Consider the following 24564-nt stretch of genomic DNA (forward strand, 5'->3'; position numbering starts at 1 on the left):
GCCATACACAATACGAATGGTTGCGTGATAAAAGCCGTATGCGCACCGCAACTGGGCAGCCCTATCATGGATAGACTGACAGTCTGGGGGAGGGACTCTATTGGGCGAGATTCTACGGAGGTTCGTCTTTCCCAAGTACCAGGGAAAGATTGTGTTTGGCACGCTCTGCAAGGCCGTGGAGGTCATCTTTGATCTCATTACTCCGGTCATCGTAGCCAGTATGATTGACGTGGGCGTCACCAGCCGTGACCAGGGCTACGTGGTTCGCATGTGTGTGGTACTTATCGTCCTTGCGGTGGTAGGGTTCTGCTTCACGCTCGTGTGTCAGAAAATGGCGGCCGTTGTCTCGCAGGGCTCGGGCACGGACATTCGCCACGACCTGTACGCCAAGGTGAACCAACTCGCCCCGGCAGACCTCGACCGTATAGGTACGCCCTCTCTGGTCACTCGCATCACGAACGACGTCAACCAGGTACAGGTCACGGTGGCCCTTGGCATCAGGCAGATCATCCGCTGGCCCATCCTGGCAATTGGCTCCATGGTCTGCGCCATGCTCATCGATGCCCAGCTTGGGCTTGTCTTTCTCGTATGCACGCCTGCCATCGCGGTTGTCTTTTGGCTCGTGATGTCAAAGTCGGTACCGCTCTTTGGCGAGCTCCAGTCGCGCCTCGACGAGGTGAGCCTTGTCACGCGCGAGAACCTCTCGGGCGTCCGCGTGGTGAGGGCGTTCAGGCAGGAGGGACGCGAAGACGAGCGTTTCCACAAGGCGGCTGACGACCAGACGCAGACGGCCGTGACCATCGGCAAGCTCTCCTCGCTTCTCAACCCTGCTACGCTGCTAGTGATGGACCTGGGCATCGTTGCCATCCTCTGGATGGGCGGCACACGTATTGACGCGGGCAACCTCACACAGGGCGAGGTCATTGCCTTCGTGAACTACATGACGCAGATGCTTGTGTCCATCGTCTACGTGGCCAACTTGGTTATCACCATCAACCGCGGCGCCGCCTCGGCCAAGCGCATCATGGAGGTGCTCGACTGCGAGCCCCAGATTTCTGACGAGGGCACCACGCAGGTGGAGCTTGCCCCAGGCACCCTCACCTCTGGCGTGGCCCTCGCGCTCGACTACGTATGCTTCACCTACGACGGCGCGCCCCGGCCTGCGGTCGATAACGTGACGCTGCGCTTGGGTGCTGGCGGATCCCTTGGCATCATTGGCGGCACGGGCTCGGGCAAGTCGTCGCTCGTGAACCTCATCCCAAGGCTCTATGACGCCACGGCTGGCGAGGTCCGCGTCTTTGGACACGACGTGCGAGAGTATCCCTTCTCCCAGCTGCGGGAGCTTGTCTCGACAGTACCCCAGCAGGCATCGCTTGTCTCGGGCACCATCCGCTCGAACCTTTGCTGGCGCGATTCCAACGCAACGGACGAGGAGCTCTGGCGTGCGCTCGAGCTTGCGCAGGCCGCGGACTTCGTGAGGGGCAAGGATCAGGGCCTGGATGCCGTAGTCGAGGCAGGCGGCAAGAACTTCTCGGGAGGCCAGCGCCAGCGGCTCACCATTGCGCGTGCCCTCGTGGGGCACCCGCGCATCGTGGTGCTCGACGACTCCGCCTCGGCGCTTGACTTCCGCACCGATGCAAGCCTGCGACAGTCGCTCCGGCGCCTCCGCTCGGAGCTTACCTGCGTGATCGTCTCGCAGCGCGTCTCGGCAGTCATGTCCTGCGACCAGATCCTGGTGCTCGACCACGGGCGCATGGCCGGGCTGGGGTCTCACACCGAGCTCATGAGGAGCTGTCCCATCTACCGCGAGATCTGCCTCTCGCAGCTCCGCCCTGAGGAGGTGGGTGCGTAATGGCAAACCCGTATGCCGCCGGAGCAAGCGCCGGAACCATCATGGCCAACGTCAAGGGGGACATTGGCAACAACAACGACAACCCCCAGGGTAGGCTTGACGAGACGGGCCTCGCCACGGCCGAGGTAACGAGGCGACTGCTGGCCTACACCCGGCCGCACCGGGTGTCGCTGATTGCCTCCTTTGTGGCGTCCGCCGTCTCGGTGGTGCTCCAGCTCTATGTGCCTATCGTCATTGGCCGCGCAATCGACTGCATGGTCTCGGCTGGAGACGTTGACTTTGCAACGCTTGTGGCCCTGCTGCAGGAGCTCGCGCTCGTTGTTGTTGGCGCGGCCGTGACGCAGTGGCTCTCTGGCTACTGCACAAACAGGCTCACGTACGAAACGGTCCGCGACCTGAGGATTGACGCCTTCTCGCGCTTTCGCGACCTGCCCCTTTCGTTTGTTGACGCCCACTCGCATGGAGACCTGCTCTCCCGCGTGGTAAACGACGCCGACCAGGTTGGCGATGGTCTGCTCCAGGGTCTCACGCAGCTCTTCACCGGCGTGGTGACCATCGTGGGCACGCTCGTCTTTATGTTCTCCATCTCGGTTCCCGTGGGCCTCGTGGTGGTCATCGTGACACCCGTGTCCATGCTCGCTGCCTGGCTCATCGCGCGCTATTCGGCCAAGAGCTTCAAGGAGCAGCAGGCCCTCCAGGGCTCGCTTGGCGGCTATGTCGAGGAGATGGTGGGAAGCCAGAAGCTTGTCTGTGCCTTCGCGTACGGAGACCGCGCCCAGGCCGGATTCGACGAGATTAACCAGCACCTGCTTGGGGTGGGGGAGCACGCCCAGTTCACCAGCTCCCTCTCCAACCCCGCGACGCGCCTGGTGAACAACATCACTTATGCCGTCGTTGCCGTGGTGGGCTGCATCTGCGTCATCTCCGGATGGCCGAGCGTCCTTACCGTTGGCCAGGTACAGACGTTCCTCTCGTATGCAAACCAGTACATGAAGCCCTTCAACGAGATTTCAAATGTGGTCACGCAAATCCAGACCGCCTACGCCTCGGCGCGTCGCCTCTTCACGCTCATCGACGTACCTGCCCAGAGTCCGGACCCCGCTGAGCCCGAGGTGGACGAGAAGCCCGCAGGCTCGTTGGAGTTCTCCCACGTTGACTTCTCGTACGTGCCTGACCATCCGCTGCTTCAGGACATCTCGTTTGTAGCAGACCCCGGGCAGACAATCGCCTTGGTTGGCCCAACGGGTTGCGGTAAGACGACCCTCATCAACCTGCTACTGCGCTTCTATGACGTGGACTCGGGGCAGATCCTGGTGGATGGCCACGACACCAGCAACATGCGTCGAGAGGACCTTCGCTCCCTCTTTGGCATGGTCCTTCAAGACACCTGGCTCTTCAGGGGCACGGTTCGCGAGAACATCGCCTACGGGACGGCGGGGGCAACGATGGACGACGTGGTGGAGGCCGCCTGGCAGGCGCACGCCCACAAGTTCATCGAGCAGCTGCCACAGGGCTACGACACGCTCTTGGGCGAGGACGGCGGGTCCCTCTCACAAGGCCAGCGGCAGCTCCTCTGCATTGCGCGCGTGATGCTTGCAGACCCCGCGATCCTTCTTCTCGACGAGGCAACGAGCTCCATCGACACGCGCACCGAGCTGCAGGTGCAGGATGCCTTCGATCGAATGATGGAGGGCCGCACCTCCCTGGTGGTGGCACACCGCCTCTCCACCGTGCGAGACGCGGACTGCATCCTCGTGATGAAGGACGGTCACATCATCGAGCGTGGCACGCACGACGAGCTGCTGCGTCAGGGCGGTTTCTACGCGAGCCTTTACGAGAGCCAGTTCGAGGGGACACGGTAGCGCGGGAAGAACGCGGCTTTTAGACGTGATTGCGTCCAAGGCGCGCCTTCGGTCGCCATCAACAGGCGGGCTTTGACAAGGCTTGCAGCTGCGTCAACGAATATCACCGTTTGCGGTCGTTCGATGCCGTTCTACGGGACCGTGCTACCGTCCGTCCACCACGCACACGTGCTTCGCCCGCCGGGGTGGATAATCGGCCCCGGCGAAGGTCTCGGGTTGGCCTCGCCACGTCCACCCATCGGAAACGAGGAGGGGTCGATGCAGAAGAGGGAACGCCGCTACGACGTCGTGGTCATTGGGGCCGGTGTCTCCGGCTGCGCCACGGCACGAGAGCTTGCGAAGACCACGGCGAGCGTCTGCGTGGTCGAGAGCGAGGATGACGTCTGCTGTGGCACGTCCAAGGCCAACTCGGCCATCGTGCACGCCGGTTACGACGCCATGCCCGGCTCGCTCATGGCTCGACTCAATGTCGAGGGCAACTCCCTCATGTACGAGCTGGCAAAGAAGCTGCAGTTCACAGTCAAGAACATTGGCTCCCTCGTCGTGTGCACAAGCGAGCGCGACATGGGAGGGCTCCGCGAGCTCTTCGCGCGAGGTGTGGCCAATGGTGTGCCCGACCTCCAGATTGTTGACCGAGACACGCTTCGTTCCATGGAGCCCAACATTTCGCCGAATGCCGTCGGCGCGCTCTGGGCGCCAACGGCCGGCATCGTTGATCCCTTTGGGCTGAACGTTGCCCTTGCCGAGAATGCCGCAGCCAACGGAGTCGAGTTCATCTTTGATGCCCCGGTTACGGCCATCGAGCGCAGGCCGGAGGGCGGCTTTGCCCTTGAGACCCCATGCGGCCGCATCCTTTCTTGCTGCGTGGTGAATGCTGCAGGCGTCTACGCGGACCAGATTCACAACATGGTCTGCGAGGACAAGCTGGAGATTATCCCGCGCCGCGGACAGTACATGCTTCTTGACACCACTGCAGGCAACCACGTGCACCACGTGGTCTTTGCGCTTCCCTCCAAGATGGGCAAGGGCGTGCTCGTCTCGCCCACCATCCACGGCAATCTCATTGTTGGCCCCACAGCCGAAGACATCCAGGACAAGGAGGGCACCGACACCACGGCGGCCGGCCTTGCCGAGGTGGCCGAGAAGTGCGGCATCACCGTGGCCGACGTCCCCCTCCGCGAGGTCATCACGTCTTTCTCCGGTCTGCGCGCGCACCGTGCCGAGCACGAGTTTCTCATTGGCGAAAACCCTTCGGCGCCTGGCTTTGTGGACTGCTCCGCCATCGAGTCGCCGGGCCTCACGGCATCCCCTGCCATCGGACGCATGGTCGCTGGCATCGTGACAAACATGCTTGGGCTAGAGAGGAAGCCCGCTGACGAATTTGTGGACACGCGACACGGCATCCCCAACATGAACGACCTTTCCTTCGAGGAGTGGGGAAGTCTCTGCGAGAAGAACCCCCTCTACGGCAGAGTCATTTGCCGGTGCTGCCATGTGACCGAGGCGCAGATCGTCGACGCCATCCATCGTCCCGTGGGAGCTCGCTCGCTCGACGGCGTCAAGCGGCGCACGGGGGCCTGCATGGGCCGCTGCCAGGCCGGCTTCTGCACACCCAAGATCATGGAAATCCTCTCTCGAGAGCTCCCCGACGTGACCATGGAGAACGTCACCAAGGCAGATCCTGGGTCCGAGTTCATCGAGGGTCATGTGAAGGACTCCATCGCAAGGGAGGACCGCGCATGAGCGACTACGACGTCATTGTCATTGGCGGTGGTCCCGCTGGGCTTGCCGCGGCAACTTCTGCACGTGGTGAGGGCAAGCGCTCCGTTCTGGTAATCGAGCGCGACCAGAAGCTCGGCGGCATTCTCAACCAGTGCATACACAATGGGTTTGGCCTCATCACCTTCAACGAGGAGCTCACCGGCCCCGAGTACGCCGATCGCTTTGAGATGCTCGCACGTGACGCGGGCGTGGAGTTCCTTCTCGATACCATGGTGCTGGACGTCTCGCCTGACCGCGTGGTCACCTGCGTGAGCGAAGCGTGCGGCATGCAGCGTATTACCGCAGGTGCCGTCGTCCTTGCGATGGGCTGCCGCGAGCGGCCGCGAGGAGCGCTCAACATCCCCGGCTTCAGGCCGGCGGGGGTCTACACCGCAGGTACGGCCCAGCGGCTGGTGAACATCGAGGGCCTCATGCCCGGCCGCGAGGTCGTTATCCTTGGCTCCGGCGACATTGGCCTCATCATGGCACGCCGCATGACGCTCGAGGGGGCCCACGTTGCCTGCGTGGCAGAGCTCATGCCCTACTCGGGCGGCCTCAAGCGAAACATCGTCCAGTGCCTGGATGACTTTGGCATCCCGCTACTCCTCTCGCATACCGTCACGCGTGTCGAGGGCAAGCGCCGGGTCGAGGCCGTATGGATTGCCCAGGTGGACGAGAAGGGTCGGCCCATCTCCGGCACCGAGAATCGCTATCCCTGCGACACGTTGCTCCTCTCGGTGGGGCTCCTGCCCGAGAACGAGCTCTCGCGCGCGGCAGGCGTCGCGCTTTCACGCGTGACGCGCGGCCCGGTGGTAAACGAGAGCCTTGAGACCAGCGTGCCCGGCATCTTTGCCTGCGGTAACGTCCTGCACGTGCACGACCTTGTCGACTACGTTTCGCAGGAGGCAACGGCAGCCGGCGCCGCGGCGGGTGCGTGGGCGGACGCCTGCGCACAGCACCAGGCGCACGACGAGGAGCCTGGCATTCCCGTTGTGGCTGAGGGTGGCGTCCGCTACACGGTGCCGCAGTCCATCGACCCCGAGCGCATGCTGGAGAAGCTCACCATTCGATTCCGTGTCGGAGGTGTCTTCGAGGACAGGCGCATCTGCGTGTACCTGGGTGACGAGCGGGTCATTTCCAAGCGGCGACCCATCCTCGTGCCCGGCGAGATGGAAGACGTCACGCTCAAGCGAGAGGACCTTCTCGCCAGGCCAGGCCTTGAGAAGATCGTTGTGACGCTCGAGGAGGCATAGCAATGGAGACTAGAACGCTTACTTGCATCCGCTGCCCTCGAGGCTGCACCGTGGCCGTCACCCTGGCGGATGATGGCACTATCACCAGCGTCACAGGCAACTCCTGCATGCGTGGTGACAAGTACGCCCGTGACGAGGTCACGCACCCCGTTCGCGTGGTGACCACCACGGTTCCGGTTGTGGGCTCAGCGACGGAGAAGATGGTCTCGGTCAAGACGGCGGGTGACGTCCCCAAGGGCCGCGTCTTCGACGTTGTGCGAGCCCTCACGGACGTTACGGCAACCGCACCGGTTCACATTGGCGACGTCATTCTCGCCGATGTCGCTGGAACCGGAATAGACATAGTGGCAACAAAGGACGCATAGGGACCAGGAGGAAAACACCCCCCAAGGGGCGGCTCACGCTCCTATCTACCTTCGGTAGCGCAGCGAGACCTCCAGGAACTCTGCCTTGCCTGCAATATAGTCGGCGTAGGCCGTCTCGGGATCGAGGCCGTGGTAGGCGGCGCAGAACCCGCACTGGTCGCAGCCGGCAATGCAGGGGAAGCGCTCCTTCACGTACGCGCGTCGCTTCTCCTCGGTCGAGTCCACTACCTGCGGTGCATTGCTCATTGACCTCGTCCCTCCCTGCATGCAAAAGGTGCCCGTCCCGCGTGGGACGGCAAACTCCCGGTCCCAAAGGGTACCATGAGCACGTACCCCAACGGAAACCGGAGGACATCATGAACATCAACGCAGCCTCGACTGCTCTGCTTGTCATTGACATTCTCGTGACAGACGCATCTGACTCGCTTTACAACCCAGATCCCCAAGAAGAGGCACTCGTCGCCAAGGCCGTGCAGGTCACACGTGCGGCGAGAAGTGCCGGCCTCCCCGTGCTCTTCCTCTGCGACCAGCACATCCCCGACGTGGACCGGGAGCTTGCGCTCTGGGGCGAGCACGGCGTCAAGGGCAAGGCTCACCCGCACCCCGCACTCGAAGCAGGCAGCGGCCCGCGTGACTTCGTGATTCCCAAGAGGCGCTACTCGGGCTTCTTCCAGACGGATCTCGACCTCACCCTGCGCGAGCTTGGCGTCAGGACTGTCATCGCAGTGGGGGAGGACACCAACATCTGCGTCCTGCATACCCTCGCCGACGCCTGGAACCTGGGCTACGACTCCGTTGTGGTGTCAGACGCCACGCGCACCTTCCTCGTGGGCACCCAAGAGGGCGCGCTCGAGCACATGCAGCGCTGCTTTGGCACGAAGGTTGCCACCACCAATCAAGTCCTCGCCGCACTCGGCACCGAACCCGCTCGCAGCTAGGGGGACGCATGGCTGAGAGGACCTATTCCAAGGGAAAGAAGAGCGTATCCGACTCGCTCACCGAGTCGATCAAGTCCGTACGCTACGAGGACATCAACGGCGTCAACCGGCTCTTTGGTGGCCGTCTCATGGAGTGGATTGACGAGACCGCCGGCATCGCGGCACGCCGCCACTGCGGCGGGGACGTCACTACCGCCTGCGTCGACCAGCTCACCTTCAAGCATCCGGCCTTCCTCAACGACGTGGTGGTCATTGTCGCAGCGGTGACCTACGTTGGCCGCACCTCAATGGAGGTACGCGTGGATTCGTACGCCGAGGACGTCCATACCGGGGAGCGCCGTCTCATCAACGTTGCCTACCTCACCGAGGTCTGCGTGGACGAGAAGGGTAAGCCCACACCCGTCGAGTACGGGCTCTCGCTCGAGACAGACGAGGAACGCCGCGAGAACCAAGACGCCCTCAAGCGCATCATCTTTCGCAAGACCCGTGCTGCAGAGGGGTTCTAGCCACTATGCAGCAGGAGGATGACTCATATCGTCCAAGGCACGCGAGAAGATCGCTCCGCCACGCCGCTCTGCGCTTCCGTCGCCGCATCAGACGCCTTCCGCGGCGAGACGTCCTTCTCGCCGCCGCCCTGGGGGTTGCCACCGCAGCAGTGATTGCTGCGGTGGTCGCCCTCGTCTTGCCAGAGGCCGAGCAACCCGGAGAAACCTGGGCGACCGCAATCGACACTACCGGTACGCAGCGCGCCGTTGCCTATGACGAGGAGGTCGTGCCGGTCACGCAGGCGCCACAGTCCACACCCAAAGACGAGTGGCACCAGGGCTCCATGCCCTACCTCTACCAGATTGATCCGCAGTACAAGGACTACCCGTACAGCAATGGGACCCTGGAGAAGCAGGGTTGCGGCCCCACGTCGCTCTCGATGGTCTACATCGACCTCACCGGCAACACGACCTACGGCCCCACCGAGATGGCCGACTTTGCTACCGAGAACGGCTACTCGACGGATGGCGACGGCTCTTCGTGGCTTCTCATGTCTGAGGGCGCCGAGAAGCTCGGGCTCGCTAGCACGTCAGTCGCCAACACCCCCGAGGCGCTCGCGGCAGAGCTCGAAGCCGGCCATCCCATCATCTGCAATATGGCACCCGGCATCTTCACCAAGGTTGGGCACTACATAGCCATCGCGGGCCTCGACGACAAGGGCAAGGCCCTCGTGCACGACTCAAACAGCCGTGCCCGCAGTCTCTGGCACTGGGACCTCTCAATTATCTGCGAGCAGGCGCGTGCCATCTGGAGCTTCTCGGTAGCCTAACCTGTTCGCTCGTGGTGCTATGAAAGGAACTGGTCCCGGAGCAAAGCGAGGCCCGTCTTGGTCTTGAAGATCTTGGCCGCCGCAGACTCCGCCATACGTCGCCTCGCCCCGGGCCTCTCCATGGCGTCCTCGTAGATGTTCACCAGGAAGTCTGCCTCGACCAGAACCTGAAGGTCCATGTCGTGGATGTCCGCGTAGCTGTGATGGTGTGCTATGAGCCAGCACACGCGGTCAACCTCTGCTGGCTCGTAGCCGGTGGCTTCAAGCAGCGGGCGCGCAACGCCGGGGCCAAGCTCCTCCTGGTGCTTGCCTGAGGTGTCGTGGTAGATACGCTCGGACTCATGGATGCCGCTGTCGTGGACAATTGCCGCCGCCTCGAGCGTATGCAAGGTCTCCTCGTCAAGCCCCTCTGCCATGCCAATGGTGCGGGCAAGGGCGCGCACCTTCACAAAGTGCTGGATGCGCTTGGGGTCTCCCTTGTCGTAATCGAACATCGCAAGTTCAAGGGCCGTGTGGTCCTGGGGTTTCGTTCTCATCTTCAATGCCTTTCTCGCGTTACCCGTTGAGGCGCACCAATCTTATGACGCCTCTGTCCTGCATCGTGCCGGGTCGGTGGCCTAGCCGCACAAGCGAAACCTTTCCTATTGGTGTGCGTCTAACCGTACACACCTGTTAGGATATGTTCAGATGTGATTGAGACGGCACGGTATGGCACAGACGCGTCCATTTGGGCGTGTCGCGTTTCTCATGGCAAGGGGGCGTGAGGGGCGCCTGTTTTTCGTGCCGTAAGCGCACAGGAGAGGAAGCGCATGGAGGAAGTCAAGGTAATCGAGCTCAAAGAGAGCGTGTTTGCCGACAATGACGCCGAGGCAGACCGCGTGCGAGAAGATCTTAGGTCACGCGGGCAGTTCCTCCTCAACGTCATGAGCTCCCCGGGAGCGGGCAAGACAACCACGCTCACGCGCCTTATCAATTTGCTCAAGGACACGTATCGCATCGGCGTGATGGAAGCGGACATCGACGGCGCCGTGGACACCGACCACATCATCACGCAGACGGGTGCCCGCGCCATCCAGCTCCATACGGGCGGCATGTGCCACCTTGATGCCGGCATGACGCGCACGGGCATCGACTCCCTTGATGCCACGGGGCTCGACCTGGTCTTCCTTGAGAACGTTGGCAACCTCGTGTGCCCTGCCGAGTTCGATACCGGCGCTTCCAGGAACGCCGTGATCCTCTCCGTCCCAGAGGGCGACGACAAGCCCCTCAAGTACCCGCTCATGTTCGAGAAGGCCGACGTCGTGCTTCTCAACAAGATTGACGTGCTGCCGTACTTTGACTTTGACCTCGATACCTTCGAGACCTACCTGCGCCAGCGCAATCCCAACTGCCAGCTCATCAAGATATCTGCCAAGACGGGCGAGGGCATGGACCAGCTCGCCGATTGGGTTCGCCGCGAAATCGACCTCTGGAGGGCGTAAGAGATGCCGGAACAGTTTGAACAGCCCCGCTCCATCTATCAGAACGAGGCCCAGCGCAATGCCGCCGTGGCAAAGCTCGGCCGCAAGATCACCGACGTCGTGAAGCACAAGATCGGCGGCGTTAAGACCGACGACCCCGAGTACTGGGGCCTCAAGGAGGTCCTCACCGACGAGATGGTCGACCTTGGCAACCGCATGAAGCTCCGCCAGTTCTACGACTTTGATCAGATGATGGCCCTGGCACCCGAGATCGAGCCCGCCCACCTGCAGGAGCTTCTCGACCAGATGAGCGTCATCGGCATCCTCGAGTACGACTACGGCGACCACTACAACGACGACGGCCCCATCGCGGATGCGCCGCGTACCAAGCGCTGGCGCCTGCCCTTCTTTGTCCCTGGCTCTGCCGAGCTCTTCAACTCGAGCAAGGATCGCATCGACAAGAATCCCCCGGTCGCCAACTTCTTCGAGCGTATGACCTTCATTCCACTGGCGGGCATCACCCAGATGGTCCCGCCAGGAGGCGACGGCGTCGGCATGCACGTGATTCCCGTCGAGGAGGCCGTCAACTTCCAGAACGAGGCCATCAAGCTCGAGCGCATCTCCTACTGGCTCAAGAAGTACGAAGGACACATCTCGGCAGGCATCTGCTCTTGCCGCTACTCTCGCACGACGCTTGGGGAGGGCTGCGCCGACGACCCTGACGACTGGTGCATCCAGGTTGGAGACATGGCTGACTACACCGTCGAGACGGGCCGCGCGCACTACATCACCACCGAGGAGGCGCTCGAGATCCTCAAGCGCGCCGAGGACAACGGCTTTGTCCACCAGATCACCAACATCGACGGCGAGAACAAGATCTTCGACATCTGCAACTGCGACGTGAAGATCTGCAACGCCCTGCGCACGAGCATGCTCTTCAACACGCCCAACCTCTCACGCTCCTCGTATACGGCCAAGGTCACGCCGGAGAACTGCGTGGCCTGCGGCCTCTGCGTTGAGTCCTGCCCGGCCGGCGCCGTGAAGCTGGGCCAGAAGCTTTGCCGTGCCAACGGCGAGCAGCCCAAGTACCCGCGCGCCATCCTCCCCGACGCAATCCACTGGGGCAAGTACGCCTGGGACGAGAACTACCGCGACACTGCCCGCATGCACAACACCTGGCCCACGGGCTCTGCCCCCTGCAAGGCCGCCTGCCCGGCGCACGTACCCGTGCAGGCCTACCTCCAGAAGGCCAAGGAGGGCAAGTATCAGGAGGCCGTCGAGCTCATCCGTACCATGAACCCGTTCCCCGCCGTGTGCGGCCGCATCTGCAACAAGCGCTGCGAGGACGCGTGCACGCGCGGCACCATTGACCAGCCCGTCTCCATCGACGCGGTAAAGAAGTTCGTCGCCGACTACGACCTTGCGCAGGCCCAGCACGCTGTTCCCAACCGCGCGGTGCCTTCTGTCCACGACCACTTCGACCAGAAGATCGCGATCATCGGCGCCGGTCCCGCCGGTCTCTCCTGCGCGTACTATTTGGCCCTTCTCGGCTACTCGCCCGTCGTGTTCGAGAAGCACGAGCAGCCCGGCGGCATGATGATGTACGGCATCCCGTCCTACAAGCTCGAGAAGGACGTGCTTCTCGCCGAGGTCGAGATTATCAAGAGCCTGGGCGTCGAGATTCGCTGTGGCGTTGAGGTTGGCCGCGACGTGACGCTTGATCAGCTGCGCGAGCAGGGCTTCCAGGCGTTCTTCGTGGCCGTGGGCTGCCAGGGTGGTAGGCGTCCCGGCGTCCCCGGCGACACCGCCGAGGGCACCGACGTTGCCGTGCACTACCTCGAGGACTCCATGGCCAAGGGTAACCCTGCCATGTCTGGTGACGTCGTGGTGGTTGGTGGCGGCAACGTGGCCGTCGACTGTGCGCGCAATGCCAAGCGCCGCGGAGCCGATGCCGTTACGATGGTCTCGCTTGAGCAGCGCGACGAAATGCCCGCCACCAACGCAGAGATTGCCGAGACGCTCGAGGATGGTGTCACCGTTCAGAACGGATGGGGCCCCAAGGAAGTGCTCGTCAACGAGTCCGGTCATGTGAAGGGCGTCGTCTTCAAGCGCTGCACGCAGGTCATCGACCCCAAGACCAAGCGCTTCTCGCCGCTCTACAACGAGGATGAGACTATCACCGTGCCCTGCAACCAGGTGGTCTTTGCCATTGGCCAGGCCATCGAGTGGGGCGGCCTTCTCGACGGCCGTTCGGTCACCTTCCACCACGGCAACTACCCGCAGGCAGACGCCCTCACGTTCCAGACGGCAGACAAGGACATCTTTGTGGGCGGTGACGTCCTCACTGGTCCCAAGTTCGTGATTGACGCCATTGCCGCCGGCCACTATGCCGCCGAGTCGCTGCACCGCCGCGTGCAGGAGGGTGCGAGCATGACCATCGGCCGCGACCGCCACAACTACCTCGAGTTCGACAAGGACGACCTTCTTATCGACTCGTACGACAATGCGGGCCGCCAGGAGGAGGGCATGGACCCCGAGGGTGCCGACCGCTTCCGCGACACGCACCGCACGCTCACGGCCGAGCAGGTGGCCATCGAGACCAAGCGCTGCCTGAGCTGCGGCGCGTCTGTTGTTGACCCCAACAAGTGCATTGGCTGCGGCATCTGCACCACCCGCTGCAAGTTCGACGCCATCCACCTCTACCGCGATCACCCCGAGATGACCGACATGCGCGTGGCCGAGGACAAGGTGGCAGGCCTTGCGAGCTACGCAATCAAGCGCGCCGTGAAGATCGTGGCAAACTCCGGCTCGGAGGAGGCCAAGATCATGCGCGAGAAGCGCCGCGAGTACAACCGCACGCACAAAGAGTTCAACCGCACGCACCCCTACACGGGCAACTCAAGCGACGAGTCTCGTGAGGAGAACGCGTAAATGCACGAGCTGGGCATCGTCGTGCGCGTGATTGACATGGTCGAGGAGGCCGCTTGCAAGAACGGCGTGAGCAAGGTGGTGCGCGTTGACCTTGAGGTGGGCGAGGTTAGCACCATCGTGCCCAGCTACTTCCGCGACTGCTTCGAGTGGGCAAAGCTCCGCACCGAGCACATGCAGGAGTGCGAGCTCAACATGATCATCGTTGCGGGCATCTCGTACTGCCGCGACTGCAAGAAGACCTACCGCACCACCGAGTACGGAAAGGCCTGTCCCGTCTGCGGAGGTCACAACACCTACCTCGTGACCGGTCGGGACGTGATGGTGAAGGAAATCCAGGCTGTATAGGCGAGCGGCCCCGGATTCTGGCCCGGGGTCGCTTTTGCCCTCCTCGCCGCACAGAGGTCCTCGCTGCGAAGCTTTTCGCTGCGGAGTGCTGCTCCATTTCGTAAAATGGTTTCCAGCGACCTGGGCAAATGTAGGAGCCGTTTAAGAACAGGAGCTAAACTCTAGTGAGCGGCGTTATATGGCTTCTTGGTACGACTGGCAGGCAGAGGAGTGAATATGCCCAAGGCGGTGCTCTTTGACCTCGACGGAACGCTTACCGCATCCGGGGAGGGAATCGTAAGGTCCGTCCAGTACGCCCTCGAGAAGATGGGACGAGAGGTGCCGGACCCTTCTGCCCTCACGGTATTCATCGGTCCGCCGCTTGTCCAGGAGTTCATGGACTTCTCTGGAATGTCGCACGACGAGGCCTTGCGGGCGCTCGAGCTCTATCGTGAGCGCTACACAACCGTTGGGCTTTTTGAGAACCACCCCTACCAGGGCATTGTTGAGCTTCTCGGCACGCTAAGGGCAACAGGCATCACCACTTGCGTGGCTTCGTCCAAGCCCGAGCCTTTCGTCCTCAAGATCCTCGACCACTTTGGGATGACGGGTCTCTTTGACCAGGTGGTAGGGGCAACGCTGGACGAGAGGCGCACGGCGAAGGCAGACGTCATCAACGAGGCGCTCAGGCGGCTTGGCATTCATGACGAGAAGGACATGGTCACCATGGTGGGAGACCGTGCCCAGGACGCGCGGGGCGCACAGGCTGCCTCGGTGGGATTCGTGGGCGTCACCTATGGATACGGATCTCGAGAAGAGCTTCTCAGTGCTGGTGCTACAGCGGTGGTAGACACTGTCGATGAGCTGGGTCGCGTTCTTCTCGGGTAGCCGCCTTACAATTTCTTGACCGCACGGGTTTCCAAGGGGCAGTTCCACTTACACTCTTGCGCTTCGTGAACATGGCCTGGATGCAGGCTCCATTACCATTGCCGCTCCGTCGAGCATCGTGGCCCTGCGGCTTGCGAAGCCTCTGGGAGAGTTCGTGAGCGCCCATCCTGGAATCAGGGTGAACAGGTTGTGGCTCCGCCAGGGCACTTCTCAACCCCTGGGTCCGTATCCATAGACTCCCTGATAGACGAGCTGTTTGTAGCAGACACGGAGACGGCTCCGCTGCTGCAGCGCGAACTCCATCACTCCAACGTACGCTGCGTTACCTCAAACACCACAGCCATCCTTGCAATGGTAGGGGCGGGCTTGGGAATCTCGCTGATTCCAAGCCTTGCGCTTGAGGGAAGCACCAGCCAGTTGGACGTGCGGCATCTAGAGACTCCCACTTGGCGCAGCATGTTCCTGGTGCATCACAGCAAGGACGAGATGAGCGTTGCATCACGGGCGTTCTTAGAGATGCTATAGCTCGAGCGCGAGGGCAGGCGGCCGTGCCTATCCAAGCACCTCTCGAACGGCCGCCTCTGCGGCGTCTCTTGCTGCCGCCCAGCTTCCCTGGACCATCTGGGGCTTCCCGCCGCCCCGACCTCCAAGCCTGGAGTTGAGCTCCTTGCATGCAGGCCTGAGGTCCTCTCCCGAAGAGGCAATGACGTATGCCAGACGCGTTGCGTCGCCGTCGACAGGCGAGAGGGCCGCGCATACCGTGGCTCCCGTGACCTCGAGCACGCGCTCGCACAGGTATCGGAGGTCTTCAACGTCCAGACCAGGAAGGCAGCACATGGCCAGAGTGCCATCGGGAACTAGGCCAGCCACATACTGATCGATCTGTTTGCGGCTAGCCTGCTTGAGCTGGTGCTTGAGGTCGTCCTTCTCGCCAGAGAGGCGTCGCACGGCCTCGGGAACCTCCTCGTCTGCAACCGTGAGGAAGTTGCTCGTCTCGCGAAGGGCATCCATGGCCTCCTCGCATGCCACAAGCGCTCGACGGCCGCAGAGGAGCTCCAGACGAGTCCGCTTCTTCTTGGTGGTCATGCGCAGGATCTTGATGAGCCCCACCTCGCCTGTGGACGAGACGTGCGTACCGCAGCAGGCACAGGAGTCCACGCCATCGATTCTCACTACACGGATCTGACCGTCGTGGTCCTTCTTGCTGCGATAGTCCATTGCGGCAAGCTCGGTGGGAGAGGGGAGAAGCGCTTCTACGCACACGTCCTCGCGGATGGCCGCGTTGGCACGACGCTCGACGTCCAGCACGTCATCGGGCGTCAGGACGCCGTCAAAGTCGACCTCGATGCAGCGCTCGCCCATGTGAAAGCCCACGTTGTTGTAGCCAAAGAGCGCGTGCACGATGCCCGAGACAATGTGCTCGCCGGTGTGTGCCTCCATGTTGTCGCGGCGCCAGGTCCAGTCTAGCGAGCCATGAACGTTGGCGCCAACAGGAAGCGCGACGTCTGCCAGGTGGATGACTTCGCCCGCGTCATTGCCCGGGACCGCTTCGCGCACGTGTGCCACAAGGCTATCGTCGCCCGCGCCAACGCACAGCGTCCCGCGGTCACCCGGCTGGCCTCCACCGGTGGGGTAGAACGCAGTCTGGTCTAGAACGATGGCAAAGCCGCCATCAGCTGCATCGCACGAAACGACCTTGCCATCAAACTCACGCAGGTAGGGCTTCGTGTAGTACAGCTCATCAAAGGTTTCCATTGCCAGATGCCTCCATATGTCATGCGCACCGCGCGCGATACTGTCCACAGCGGCTCATGATAGTCTCATTTCTGGGCGGTGGAGCGTCAGCGCCCCTCTCGCTCCTCCTGTGCAAGCTCGCGCAGAATCGACCACGCCATGGGAATCGTCACCAGAAACGTGATGACGTCGGTCACGGGCTGCGCCAGCTGGACGCCAAGAAGCCCTAGTACGGGCGGAAGAACAAGCACCACGGGACCAAGCACAAGGCCAAGCCGGCAAGCGCCCAGGATGGTCGCACGCCACATGCGCCCGGTGGTCTGCAGCAGGAAGTTGGTGATCATCGCAGTGCCCGTGAGGGGAAGTGTGAAGCTCTCCACGCGCAGGGCGAGCGTGCCTATGCTCACGACCTCGGCGTCATTCGAGAAGAGCCCCACGAGCTGCGGAGCCAGGGCAAAGGTCACAACGCCCAGCAGCGCCACCGCAACAAACGCCGTGCGCACGGCAAAGCGGTAGCCAGCCCTAATGCGCTTGTAAAGCTTTGCCCCGTAGTTGTAGCCAACCACCGGCTGGAAGCCCTGGCCAATGCCAATCTGCACGTAGTTGCCAATGCTCGTGATGCGCTGCACCACGGCGAGTGCGGCGATCGCAGCGTCGCCAAAGGGGCGGGCTGCCTCGTTAAGGAGCGTGGTTGCCACGCCGAGCATGCACTGGCGCACAAAGGAGGGAAGACCGCCATTCACAATCTTGGTGACCATCGCGCGGGTGGGCCTTCTCAGCCACTTGGGTGAAAGGGGCGTTATCCCCACGTACTGAATCTGCCAGACGAGTATGCAAAAGCTGATGAACTGGCAGATTACCGTAGAGATAGCGCTACCCGCTATGCCCAGGCCAGCCCCATAGATGAGGAGCGGCTCAAGGCCAATGTTGATAAGGGCGCCTGTCATGATGGCAATCATGGAATGGAGCGCCTCTCCCTCGAAGCGCAACTGCATATTGAGCATGAGCGAGCTGCACATGAAGGGTGCGCCCAGAAGAATGATGCCCACGAAGGTCTTGGCGTAGGGGAGGATGGTCTCGGTCGAACCCGCCACCAGGCAGATGGGCTCGATGAAGATGTTGCCAACAATGGCGATGAGCGTGCCGAGAAGAAGCGTGGTTGCTAGGCCGTTGGTTGCCATGATGCAGGCGCGATCGCGCTCCTTTGCGCCAAGGTAGCGCGAGATTGCGTTGCCCGTGCCCTGTCCCATGCCAAAGCCAACGGCTTGGATGGCGGTCATTACCACAAACGATATGCCAATGGCGCCCTCGGCGGAGGTTCCCAGCGACCCCACGAAGAAGGTATCGCTCAGGTTGTAGATGCTGGTAACGAGGTTAGAAACAATTGAGGGGGCGGCAAGCGTGAGGATGAGGGGCCGTACGGGCTCCTCCGTCATCTGTCGATACTTTGCCGCTGCTGTGTCTTCCTTGCTTCCCATGGGTTGTATGGTAGTACCTGTGGTCGGTGCCAAACAATCGGTAAGCGGCATCGTCTTTAAGTGGACATACAGGAGGATTAATGGTGGCGGGCGAGAACGGCGCAAACAGACGTGAAGAGCCACAGGCTTGCGCCCGAGAAGCCCTGCGCACCTATTTTGGCTATGACTTCTTCCGACCCGGCCAGGAGGAAGTCATCTCGTCGATTCTCTCTGGTCGCGACGTGCTTGCCGTCATGCCTACGGGAGCCGGCAAGTCCATCTGCTACCAGATTCCGGCGGTACTTCTCGGCGGGCTTACGCTTGTGGTGTCGCCACTCATCTCGCTCATGGGCGACCAGGTGCGCTCGCTCAAGGAAGCGGGCATCCGGGGTTCCTACCTCAACTCCACGCTCACGCCACGCCAGCAGGAGGTTGTGATGGCGCGCGCCATAGCCGGGTGGTATGACATCATGTACGTTGCGCCGGAACGTCTGTCTGACCAGCGCTTCATTTCCTTTGCCCAGCAGGTGCGCATGCCGCTTGTGGCCGTTGACGAGGCGCACTGCGTGAGCCAGTGGGGACAGGACTTTCGCCCGGCCTATCGCGGCATTCCCGCCTTTGTCAACCAGCTCCCACGGAGGCCCGTTGTCTGCGCGCTCACGGCAACTGCCACGGCGCGGGTGCGCCAGGACGTCTCGCGCCTGCTCGACTTGCTCGACCCCGCCATCCAGGTAAATGGCTTCGACCGGCCCAACCTGCTCCTCTCGTCCTTTGAGCTTACGCCCAAGAACCGCACGCGCTGGCTTCTAGGCTACCTTGCGGCACACCCCACGTGGTCCGGCATTGTCTATGCGACCACGCGCAAGAAGGTGGACGAGCTTGCAGAAGCCCTGCGTGCCGCTGGAATTACCGCGGTGAGCTACCATGCGGGCATGGAGAACAACGAGCGCGCCGCCTCGCAGGAAGCCTTTGTGCGCGACGAAGCTCGCGTCATGGTGGCCACCAACGCGTTTGGCATGGGCATCGACAAGTCAGACGTGCGCTTTGTCGTGAACTGCGGGCTGCCCCTCTCGCTTGAGGAATACTACCAGGAGGCGGGACGCGCCGGTCGCGACGGCGAGCCTGCCGAGTGCTACCTCCTGTGGAGCCGCGGTGACATACGCACGTGCCACTTCTTTATTGACAACACCGAGTTCCCGCCAGAGACACCGCAGACGGAGAGAAAAACACTGCTGCGTAACAGGGAGCGACTCCTCTCGGCAATGATTGACTATGCGATGAGCGAATCATGCCTGCGAGCACGGGTGCTTCGCTACTTTGGCCAGGACGCTTCGTCGCTTGGGGCAGTCGATGGCTCTGCCGGATGCGACGGCTGCTCCGTGTGCCTTGGCAGCTCCGCGGAGGAGTATCTGCGGGTCGCACGTCCGCGCAGGGCCTTTGGCGCCACAGGATACAGCGGGAGCTATCGCACGCGCGAACTACCCAGCGAGACCGAGGTCACCGACGAGGACGAGCGACTCTTCCAGCGCCTTCGCGCGCTGCGCAAGCAGCTGGCAGACGAGTACCACGTTTTGCCCTACATGGTCTTCTCGGACGCAACGCTGCGGGCCATGGTGCGACGCCGTCCCGCAAACGTTGAGGAGCTGCTCGAGGTCTCCGGCGTGGGGCGTGCCAAGCTCCAACGCTACGGCGACGCCTTTCTCGAGGAGATTAACCGGTAGTAGATAGCCGTGATTGAAACCAGAGCTAGGCTGCGGTGTTCGCCACTCACGCTGTCGGAGCCATCGTCATCCCGTTACGGTAACGGTTCCGTCCTCGGCCACGCTCACGTCCATGCCGTCATGCACGTAGTCGAGAAACTCGTCGCCAAGCTGGTCAACAACCACAAACGGGTGCTCGGTCCAGTTCTTGGCGAGAATGGCGCCCGCTGCGGCAAGCGGGTCGATGGGCTTCGAGAAGAGCATGCAGGCCGGACCCGCACCCATGTCGCATGCGCACATGAAGACCATGCCGCCCGTGGTAGAGCCGATGGTCTGTGGCAGGCAGATGGCCGCCCCCTGGAGGGGCTTCTTGTAGAGGTCGGGGTTATTCTGGTCGGAACAGGGCGCCTTCACGTTCTTTAGAATGAGCGGCTGTTGGTAGCTTGCCAGCGTGTTGAACCCACCATGGCTCACCAGCGCCTTTGCGCTCACGGCACCGCCAACAACAACGCGCCCCCTGAAGGTCTTCTCAGCCATTAGTCGATCCTTCCCCTCGCGATGATGCGAAGCAGGTCGTCCTCGTCAAAGTAGCGCGCGCTCGTGTACGTGCGCAGCTTGTTGGAGCACGTCACCACCGGCAGGTCCGTGGCAGGGTTGTCCATGTACATGAGTGGGCAGATGTAGGTGAGCTTGGCACCCGTTGCCAGGAGCTTTCGCTTCTCGGGCGTCCCATCGAAGGCCGTAAGGACATCGGGTGCGCTCGAGACAACCGTGGGCACCGCAACACGTGTGCGCCCCTCGCGGGCAAGGGCCTCCGGAATGCGGTGAGCCCAGTCTTTGAGCTGGTCAAGCGAGCAGTGCGGGCAGCCGATGAACGCAAGACGCGGGCGGGCGTCGGGCTTCTTCCAGATGTTGGGGTAGCCTGCCTTCACGCGCTCAAGTTCCGCGTCGTCGATCACATAGTGCTTCGCGCCCTCCGCGATGAGGGACTCGCCAAGGTCGACCGCCTCTGGCGTGATGCCATCCACGTGGTAGAGGCCTACGGCACCGTTTGATGCTGAGGCCGCCCCCATGTCCTTGAGGTAGGCCTTCGCCGCATCGTCAAGCGTGCCGCCCAGCCACTGGCTCAGGCCACGGATGTAGGGGACCTCGTCCATCACCTTCATGCCAATGGCAGAGCCCAGCACCTGCGCTTGGGGCTTCTCGGTGCACTCAACGTCAACGACCCAGGTGGCCTTGCGCCCCTCGTCGGTGAGGAGGCCAAACTCAGGGACCTCGCCCACAATGTTCCCAAAGAGGTCAATAAACCCGCTGTTCCGGTTGCAGCGCGCGCCAAGGACAGAGTTGGCATAGACCACGGCAGAGGACTCTGCCCAACTCAGGACGTCGCCGCGCTTCGGGGCGTTGCCAACCTCAGGCAGGTAGCAGGCGCAGGTGAAGGCGCTCTCGTCCTTGAGGCCAACAGCACGCAGCTGGCGCTCGTAGGCGTCCTGCTTGCTGTAGGTGACCGCGCCCACGACCTTCTGGACCACGCTTGCGGGAACGTCTGCGTTGTCGATGGGGCGCGGGTCAACGGTGAAGGGCTCCTTGGTCTTAAGGCCCGCCTTGATGAGCTCGTCCATGAGGCGGAAATTCGCCTCGAGGATCGAGATGCCAAAGCTGGTCACCAGGTGACCAGGCGCCGTCACCTTGACCATGCGCGAAGCGCCAAACGCCTCTCCGTACTCAACGAGCGTTCTCATCACCTTGGCAAGCGTCTCTCCTTGCTTGCCGTCGAGGATGTCACGCTCCTCCTGGGTCAGCTCCATGGGCTGGCCTCCCTTCCTTCTCGTGATTCCCCCAAGTTAGACGCGCGAGGCGGCCTCGTAGGCGCGCCAGATGACCGAGCGCAGGTTGCCTACGCCGGCGCAGTCGCCAACAAGCTGCACGTGGCGGCCGTCTGGCTGCGAAATGGGATCGGGCGTGTAGCCAACAGCGCTTACCACCGAGTCGCACGCTATTCGCTCGAGCGTGCCGTCCTTGTGCGAGATTTGCACCCAGTCCTCGCCAATGGCGCGCACCGTGGACTCCAGGTAGACGGGAACCTTCTTCCAGGCGAAGAACTCACGCAGGTAGCTCGAGTTGGCAAGGCAAACGCCGTCCTGCGCCACCAGGTCATCCTTCATCTCAACGATGACGGGCTCCTTACCGGAGAGGTAGAGCTCGAGCGCCACCTCGCAGCCGGTGAGGCCGCCGCCAATGACCACCACGCGCTGGCCAACCTTAGCCCCATCGAGGTAGTCCAAGGCATCCATCGCACGCTCGAAGCCCTGGACGGGCAGGCGCTTGGGCGTTGCGCCGGTTGCCACGATCGCGTAGTCCTCGTCAAGCTCCTGCACGTCGATGACCTCGCGGTTGTAGTGGATCTCGACGCCAAGCTCCTTCATCTGCCGCTCATACCAGGCGAGAAGGTCGCGGAGCTTGCCCTTGAAGCTCGCGGATGCGGCCTCGCGGAAGACGCCGCCCAGATGGTCTGACTGCTCGTAGATGACGGGCCAGTGGCCGCGAAGCGCAAGCACGCGCGCGGTCTCCATGCCACCAATGCCGCCACCAACCACGGCGACGCGCCGGGGCGTGGTGGTGGCGCGGATGTGGTGCTTCTCGTACTGCATGGTCTCGGGGTTCACCGCGCAACGCGAGAGATGCAGCGAGTCCTCGAGAGTCTGCGTGTTTGCGTGCCCCTTGTAGTGGCACATGTTGAAGCAGCCGTTGTGGCAGCAGATGCAGGGGCGAATGTCCTTCTCGCGCCCCTCGACAAGCTTGGTGACCCACTCGCCGTCGGCCAGGAACTGGCGAGCAAAGCCCACGGCGTCAAGCTTGCCCTCGGCTACGGCCTGTGCGCCCACATAGGGGTCCATGCGGCCGGCACAGACAACTGGCACGTCCACGTATCCCTTGATGTGCTCGACGTCTGCAAGGTTGCAGTTCTCGGGCATGTAGATAGGCGGGTGAGCCCAGTACCAGGCGTCGTAGGTGCCGTTGTCGCAGTTGAGCATTGCGTAGCCCTCGTCGGTGAGGTAGCGTGCGGCCCACTCGGACTCTTCCATGGTGCGCCCCACCTCGACGTAGTCCTCGCCGGGGAGCGCCCCCTCGCGGAAGCCCTTGGTGCGGCTTACCACCGAGTAGCGAAGCGACACAGGGAAGTCCTCGCCTGCTGCGTCGTGGATGGCGTGGACAATGCGCACCGGGAAACGGTAGCGGTTCTCGCGCGAGCCGCCGTAGATGTCGTTGCGGTGGTTCACATAGGGGAGGGTGAACTGGTCGAGAAGGTAGCCCTCGTGGACGGCGTGCACCTCCACGCCGTCAACGCCGGCATCACGCAGCATCTTTGCGCAGGTGGCAAACGCCTCCACAATCCGGTCGATCTCACCGATGGTCATCTCGCGTGAGGGGACCTTGTCCGACCAACGGTTGGGCGAGGGGGACGCTGTGGCGCAAATCTTGTCCAGGTCCAGGAAGGGCTTTGACAGCGCGCGCAGCAACGGGTTGGTGTAGAGCTCCTCCATGGAGTCAGACACCGTGAAGCTTCGCCCAAAGCCAGCCGTGAGCTGCACGAACATCTTGGCTCCCGTGGCGTGCAGCTCCTCCATGAAGGGCTTGAGCTCCTCGTACATGGTGCGGTTCTGATCTAGCCACTGGCCGCCGATGGGGTTGTAGACGGGCTGGCAGCCGGGAAGCAGTAGCCCCACGTTGTTCTGCGCGCGCTCCATGAGGAAGCGGGCACCGTCCCGGTCGAAGTGGTTTCTCTCCATCCACCCAAAGATGTTGGTACCGCCCATGGACGTCATGACGATGCGGTTCTTGATCTCGCAGCCGCCGATGCTCCACGGAGTGAACAGTGGTTCAAGCCTTGAATCCATATCCTGCCCTCTCTCTTAGCGTGTGCCCATCATAGTGCGCCTTATGTGTGCGAGAACCGCCAAAAGGACTCGCTGCCGATTAGCGCACGGAGCTCCTCCTCGCTCCCAACCTCCCAAGTTGGGGAGACCCCCCTTGCGTCCTGCGGCCGCATGCGCCCACGACGGTTGAGCCATACGCACGGCATCCCCGCCGCACATGCACCCACGACGTCCGTGTCCCAGGCATCACCAACATAGATGCAGCGACCGGGCGTTGTGCCAAGGTGGTCGCATGCGTAGTCAAAGAGCGCCGGGTCGGGCTTTGCCAGGCCCACGGCCTGTGAGACAAAGACGGCCCCGGGAGAGACCCACCGCGCTATGCCGAGAATGCCGAGCTTCTCAGCCTGGAGCTCCTTGCGGCCATTGGAGATCACGCCCACGCCCAGACGGGCTCGCGAGCGGCACGCATCCAGGCAGGATGCCATGGCAGGGGAGAGCGACATGGCCACGCCCGACTCGTCAGCATAGACGCGCTGCGCCTCCACAGCGGTCTCGTGGTTGATCGAGACGCCAAAGTCGCCAAGCGTCTGTTGCATGCGCAGGGCGTACTCCTCTGTACTAGGGGTGCGCCGCGCCGAGAAAGCAGCAAAGATGGGGCCGCTGTGCCTGCGACTCGCGTCGTAGAGGGCTGCGTCAGTTGCGCCGGGAAGGTCACCGCAGACGCGCCTCACCGCATAGGCAAAGGGCTTTGCCTGGTTGTACAGGGTATCGTCGATGTCAAAGAAGACCACGTCTACGCCCGGGCGAGCATCAGGCTCGCCGCTTCCTGCCGCCTGTCCCATGGAA

At 62.6% G+C, this 24564-nt stretch carries 21 protein-coding genes and 1 pseudogene; 14 read left to right on the forward strand and 8 right to left on the reverse strand.

Annotated features, from left to right (window positions below):
• Positions 1 to 100 precede the first annotated feature (100 nt).
• The 5 genes from NVS32_RS08335 (at position 101) to NVS32_RS08355 (ending at position 7093) form a co-directional block, all read left to right on the forward strand.
• The gene (locus NVS32_RS08335) at positions 101 to 1852 is read left to right on the forward strand and encodes an ABC transporter ATP-binding protein (protein WP_258499398.1); all 1752 of its coding nucleotides are present in this window, start codon (positions 101 to 103) and stop codon (positions 1850 to 1852) included.
• On the forward strand, positions 1852 to 3714 hold the full coding sequence (locus NVS32_RS08340; RefSeq protein ID WP_258499399.1) for an ABC transporter ATP-binding protein: 1863 nt from the start codon (positions 1852 to 1854) through the stop codon (positions 3712 to 3714). The genes NVS32_RS08335 and NVS32_RS08340 overlap by 1 nt, the downstream gene beginning before the upstream one ends.
• A gap of 258 nt (positions 3715 to 3972) precedes the next feature.
• The gene (locus NVS32_RS08345) at positions 3973 to 5457 is read left to right on the forward strand and encodes an NAD(P)/FAD-dependent oxidoreductase (RefSeq protein WP_258499400.1); all 1485 of its coding nucleotides are present in this window, start codon (positions 3973 to 3975) and stop codon (positions 5455 to 5457) included.
• A complete protein-coding gene (locus NVS32_RS08350; protein WP_258499401.1) occupies positions 5454 to 6728 on the forward strand; it encodes an NAD(P)/FAD-dependent oxidoreductase in 1275 nt (424 codons plus the stop codon). Before NVS32_RS08345 ends, NVS32_RS08350 begins: the two co-directional genes overlap by 4 nt.
• Positions 6729 to 6730: 2 nt before the next feature.
• Complete coding sequence (locus tag NVS32_RS08355) at positions 6731 to 7093, forward strand: DUF1667 domain-containing protein (protein ID WP_258499402.1); 363 nt, start codon at positions 6731 to 6733, stop codon at positions 7091 to 7093.
• Positions 7094 to 7138: 45 nt separating this feature from the next.
• Here NVS32_RS08355 and NVS32_RS08360 read toward each other — a convergent pair whose 3' ends face one another.
• A complete protein-coding gene (locus NVS32_RS08360; RefSeq protein ID WP_258499403.1) occupies positions 7139 to 7339 on the reverse strand; it encodes a hypothetical protein in 201 nt (66 codons plus the stop codon).
• Between the two features lie 110 nt (positions 7340 to 7449).
• Here NVS32_RS08360 and NVS32_RS08365 point away from each other — a divergent pair, with 110 nt between their 5' ends.
• Genes NVS32_RS08365 through NVS32_RS08375 form a run of 3 tightly spaced genes read left to right on the forward strand, consistent with a single transcriptional unit; the run spans position 7450 to position 9346 of the window.
• Positions 7450 to 8031: a cysteine hydrolase family protein gene (locus NVS32_RS08365; RefSeq protein WP_258499404.1), complete on the forward strand. Its 582-nt coding sequence runs from the start codon at positions 7450 to 7452 to the stop codon at positions 8029 to 8031.
• A gap of 8 nt (positions 8032 to 8039) precedes the next feature.
• A complete protein-coding gene (locus tag NVS32_RS08370; protein WP_258499405.1) occupies positions 8040 to 8537 on the forward strand; it encodes an acyl-CoA thioesterase in 498 nt (165 codons plus the stop codon).
• Between the two features lie 5 nt (positions 8538 to 8542).
• Positions 8543 to 9346, forward strand: coding sequence for a C39 family peptidase (locus tag NVS32_RS08375; protein WP_258499406.1), 804 nt, complete (start codon positions 8543 to 8545; stop codon positions 9344 to 9346).
• 17 nt (positions 9347 to 9363) lie between these two features.
• Here the strand turns inward: NVS32_RS08375 and NVS32_RS08380 are convergent, their stop codons facing one another.
• The gene (locus NVS32_RS08380) at positions 9364 to 9882 is read right to left on the reverse strand and encodes an HD domain-containing protein (protein WP_258499407.1); all 519 of its coding nucleotides are present in this window, start codon (positions 9880 to 9882) and stop codon (positions 9364 to 9366) included.
• 273 nt (positions 9883 to 10155) lie between these two features.
• On the opposite strand from NVS32_RS08380, the gene hypB reads away from it, so the two are divergent.
• The 5 genes and pseudogenes from hypB to NVS32_RS11065 all read left to right on the forward strand — a co-directional run.
• Entirely contained in the window at positions 10156 to 10827 is a 672-nt protein-coding gene (gene hypB / locus NVS32_RS08385; protein WP_117651226.1) for a hydrogenase nickel incorporation protein HypB, read from the forward strand.
• A 3-nt stretch (positions 10828 to 10830) separates the two neighbouring features.
• On the forward strand, positions 10831 to 13737 hold the full coding sequence (locus NVS32_RS08390) for an FAD-dependent oxidoreductase (protein ID WP_258499408.1): 2907 nt from the start codon (positions 10831 to 10833) through the stop codon (positions 13735 to 13737).
• Entirely contained in the window at positions 13738 to 14082 is a 345-nt protein-coding gene (locus NVS32_RS08395) for a hydrogenase maturation nickel metallochaperone HypA (RefSeq protein WP_258499409.1), read from the forward strand. It abuts the gene before it with no gap.
• Between the two features lie 216 nt (positions 14083 to 14298).
• Positions 14299 to 14949, forward strand: a complete 651-nt coding sequence (locus NVS32_RS08400; RefSeq protein WP_258499410.1) for an HAD hydrolase-like protein — start codon at positions 14299 to 14301, stop codon at positions 14947 to 14949.
• Positions 14950 to 15108: 159 nt separating this feature from the next.
• Positions 15109 to 15474 (forward strand): annotated as a pseudogene (locus NVS32_RS11065) (LysR family transcriptional regulator substrate-binding protein); the annotation flags it as partial.
• A gap of 27 nt (positions 15475 to 15501) precedes the next feature.
• Here NVS32_RS11065 and NVS32_RS08405 read toward each other — a convergent pair.
• Positions 15502 to 16704, reverse strand: coding sequence for an alanyl-tRNA editing protein (locus NVS32_RS08405; RefSeq protein WP_258499411.1), 1203 nt, complete (start codon positions 16702 to 16704; stop codon positions 15502 to 15504).
• 86 nt (positions 16705 to 16790) lie between these two features.
• Positions 16791 to 18119 carry an MATE family efflux transporter gene (locus NVS32_RS08410; protein WP_258499412.1) on the reverse strand — a complete coding sequence of 443 codons (1329 nt, stop codon included), beginning with the start codon at positions 18117 to 18119 and terminating at the stop codon, positions 16791 to 16793.
• A gap of 122 nt (positions 18120 to 18241) precedes the next feature.
• Here NVS32_RS08410 and NVS32_RS08415 point away from each other — a divergent pair, with 122 nt between their 5' ends.
• Positions 18242 to 19861 (forward strand): RecQ family ATP-dependent DNA helicase, encoded by a 1620-nt coding sequence (locus NVS32_RS08415; protein WP_258499413.1) that lies wholly within the window; start codon positions 18242 to 18244, stop codon positions 19859 to 19861.
• 66 nt (positions 19862 to 19927) lie between these two features.
• Here the strand turns inward: NVS32_RS08415 and NVS32_RS08420 are convergent, their stop codons facing one another.
• From NVS32_RS08420 to NVS32_RS08435, 4 genes are read right to left on the reverse strand one after another with little or no spacing between them, the layout of a single operon-like run.
• Entirely contained in the window at positions 19928 to 20377 is a 450-nt protein-coding gene (locus NVS32_RS08420; protein ID WP_258499414.1) for an aconitase X swivel domain-containing protein, read from the reverse strand.
• Positions 20377 to 21648, reverse strand: a complete 1272-nt coding sequence (locus NVS32_RS08425; protein ID WP_258499415.1) for an aconitase X — start codon at positions 21646 to 21648, stop codon at positions 20377 to 20379. Before NVS32_RS08425 ends, NVS32_RS08420 begins: the two co-directional genes overlap by 1 nt.
• A 36-nt stretch (positions 21649 to 21684) precedes the next feature.
• Positions 21685 to 23739: an oxidoreductase gene (locus NVS32_RS08430; protein WP_118110340.1), complete on the reverse strand. Its 2055-nt coding sequence runs from the start codon at positions 23737 to 23739 to the stop codon at positions 21685 to 21687.
• A 41-nt stretch (positions 23740 to 23780) separates the two neighbouring features.
• Positions 23781 to 24560, reverse strand: coding sequence for an HAD family hydrolase (locus tag NVS32_RS08435; protein ID WP_118110343.1), 780 nt, complete (start codon positions 24558 to 24560; stop codon positions 23781 to 23783).
• Between the last annotated feature and the right edge of the window lie 4 nt (positions 24561 to 24564).

This window comes from Tractidigestivibacter montrealensis, assembly GCF_024741235.1.
GTDB classification, from domain to species: Bacteria; Actinomycetota; Coriobacteriia; order Coriobacteriales; family Atopobiaceae; genus Tractidigestivibacter; species Tractidigestivibacter montrealensis.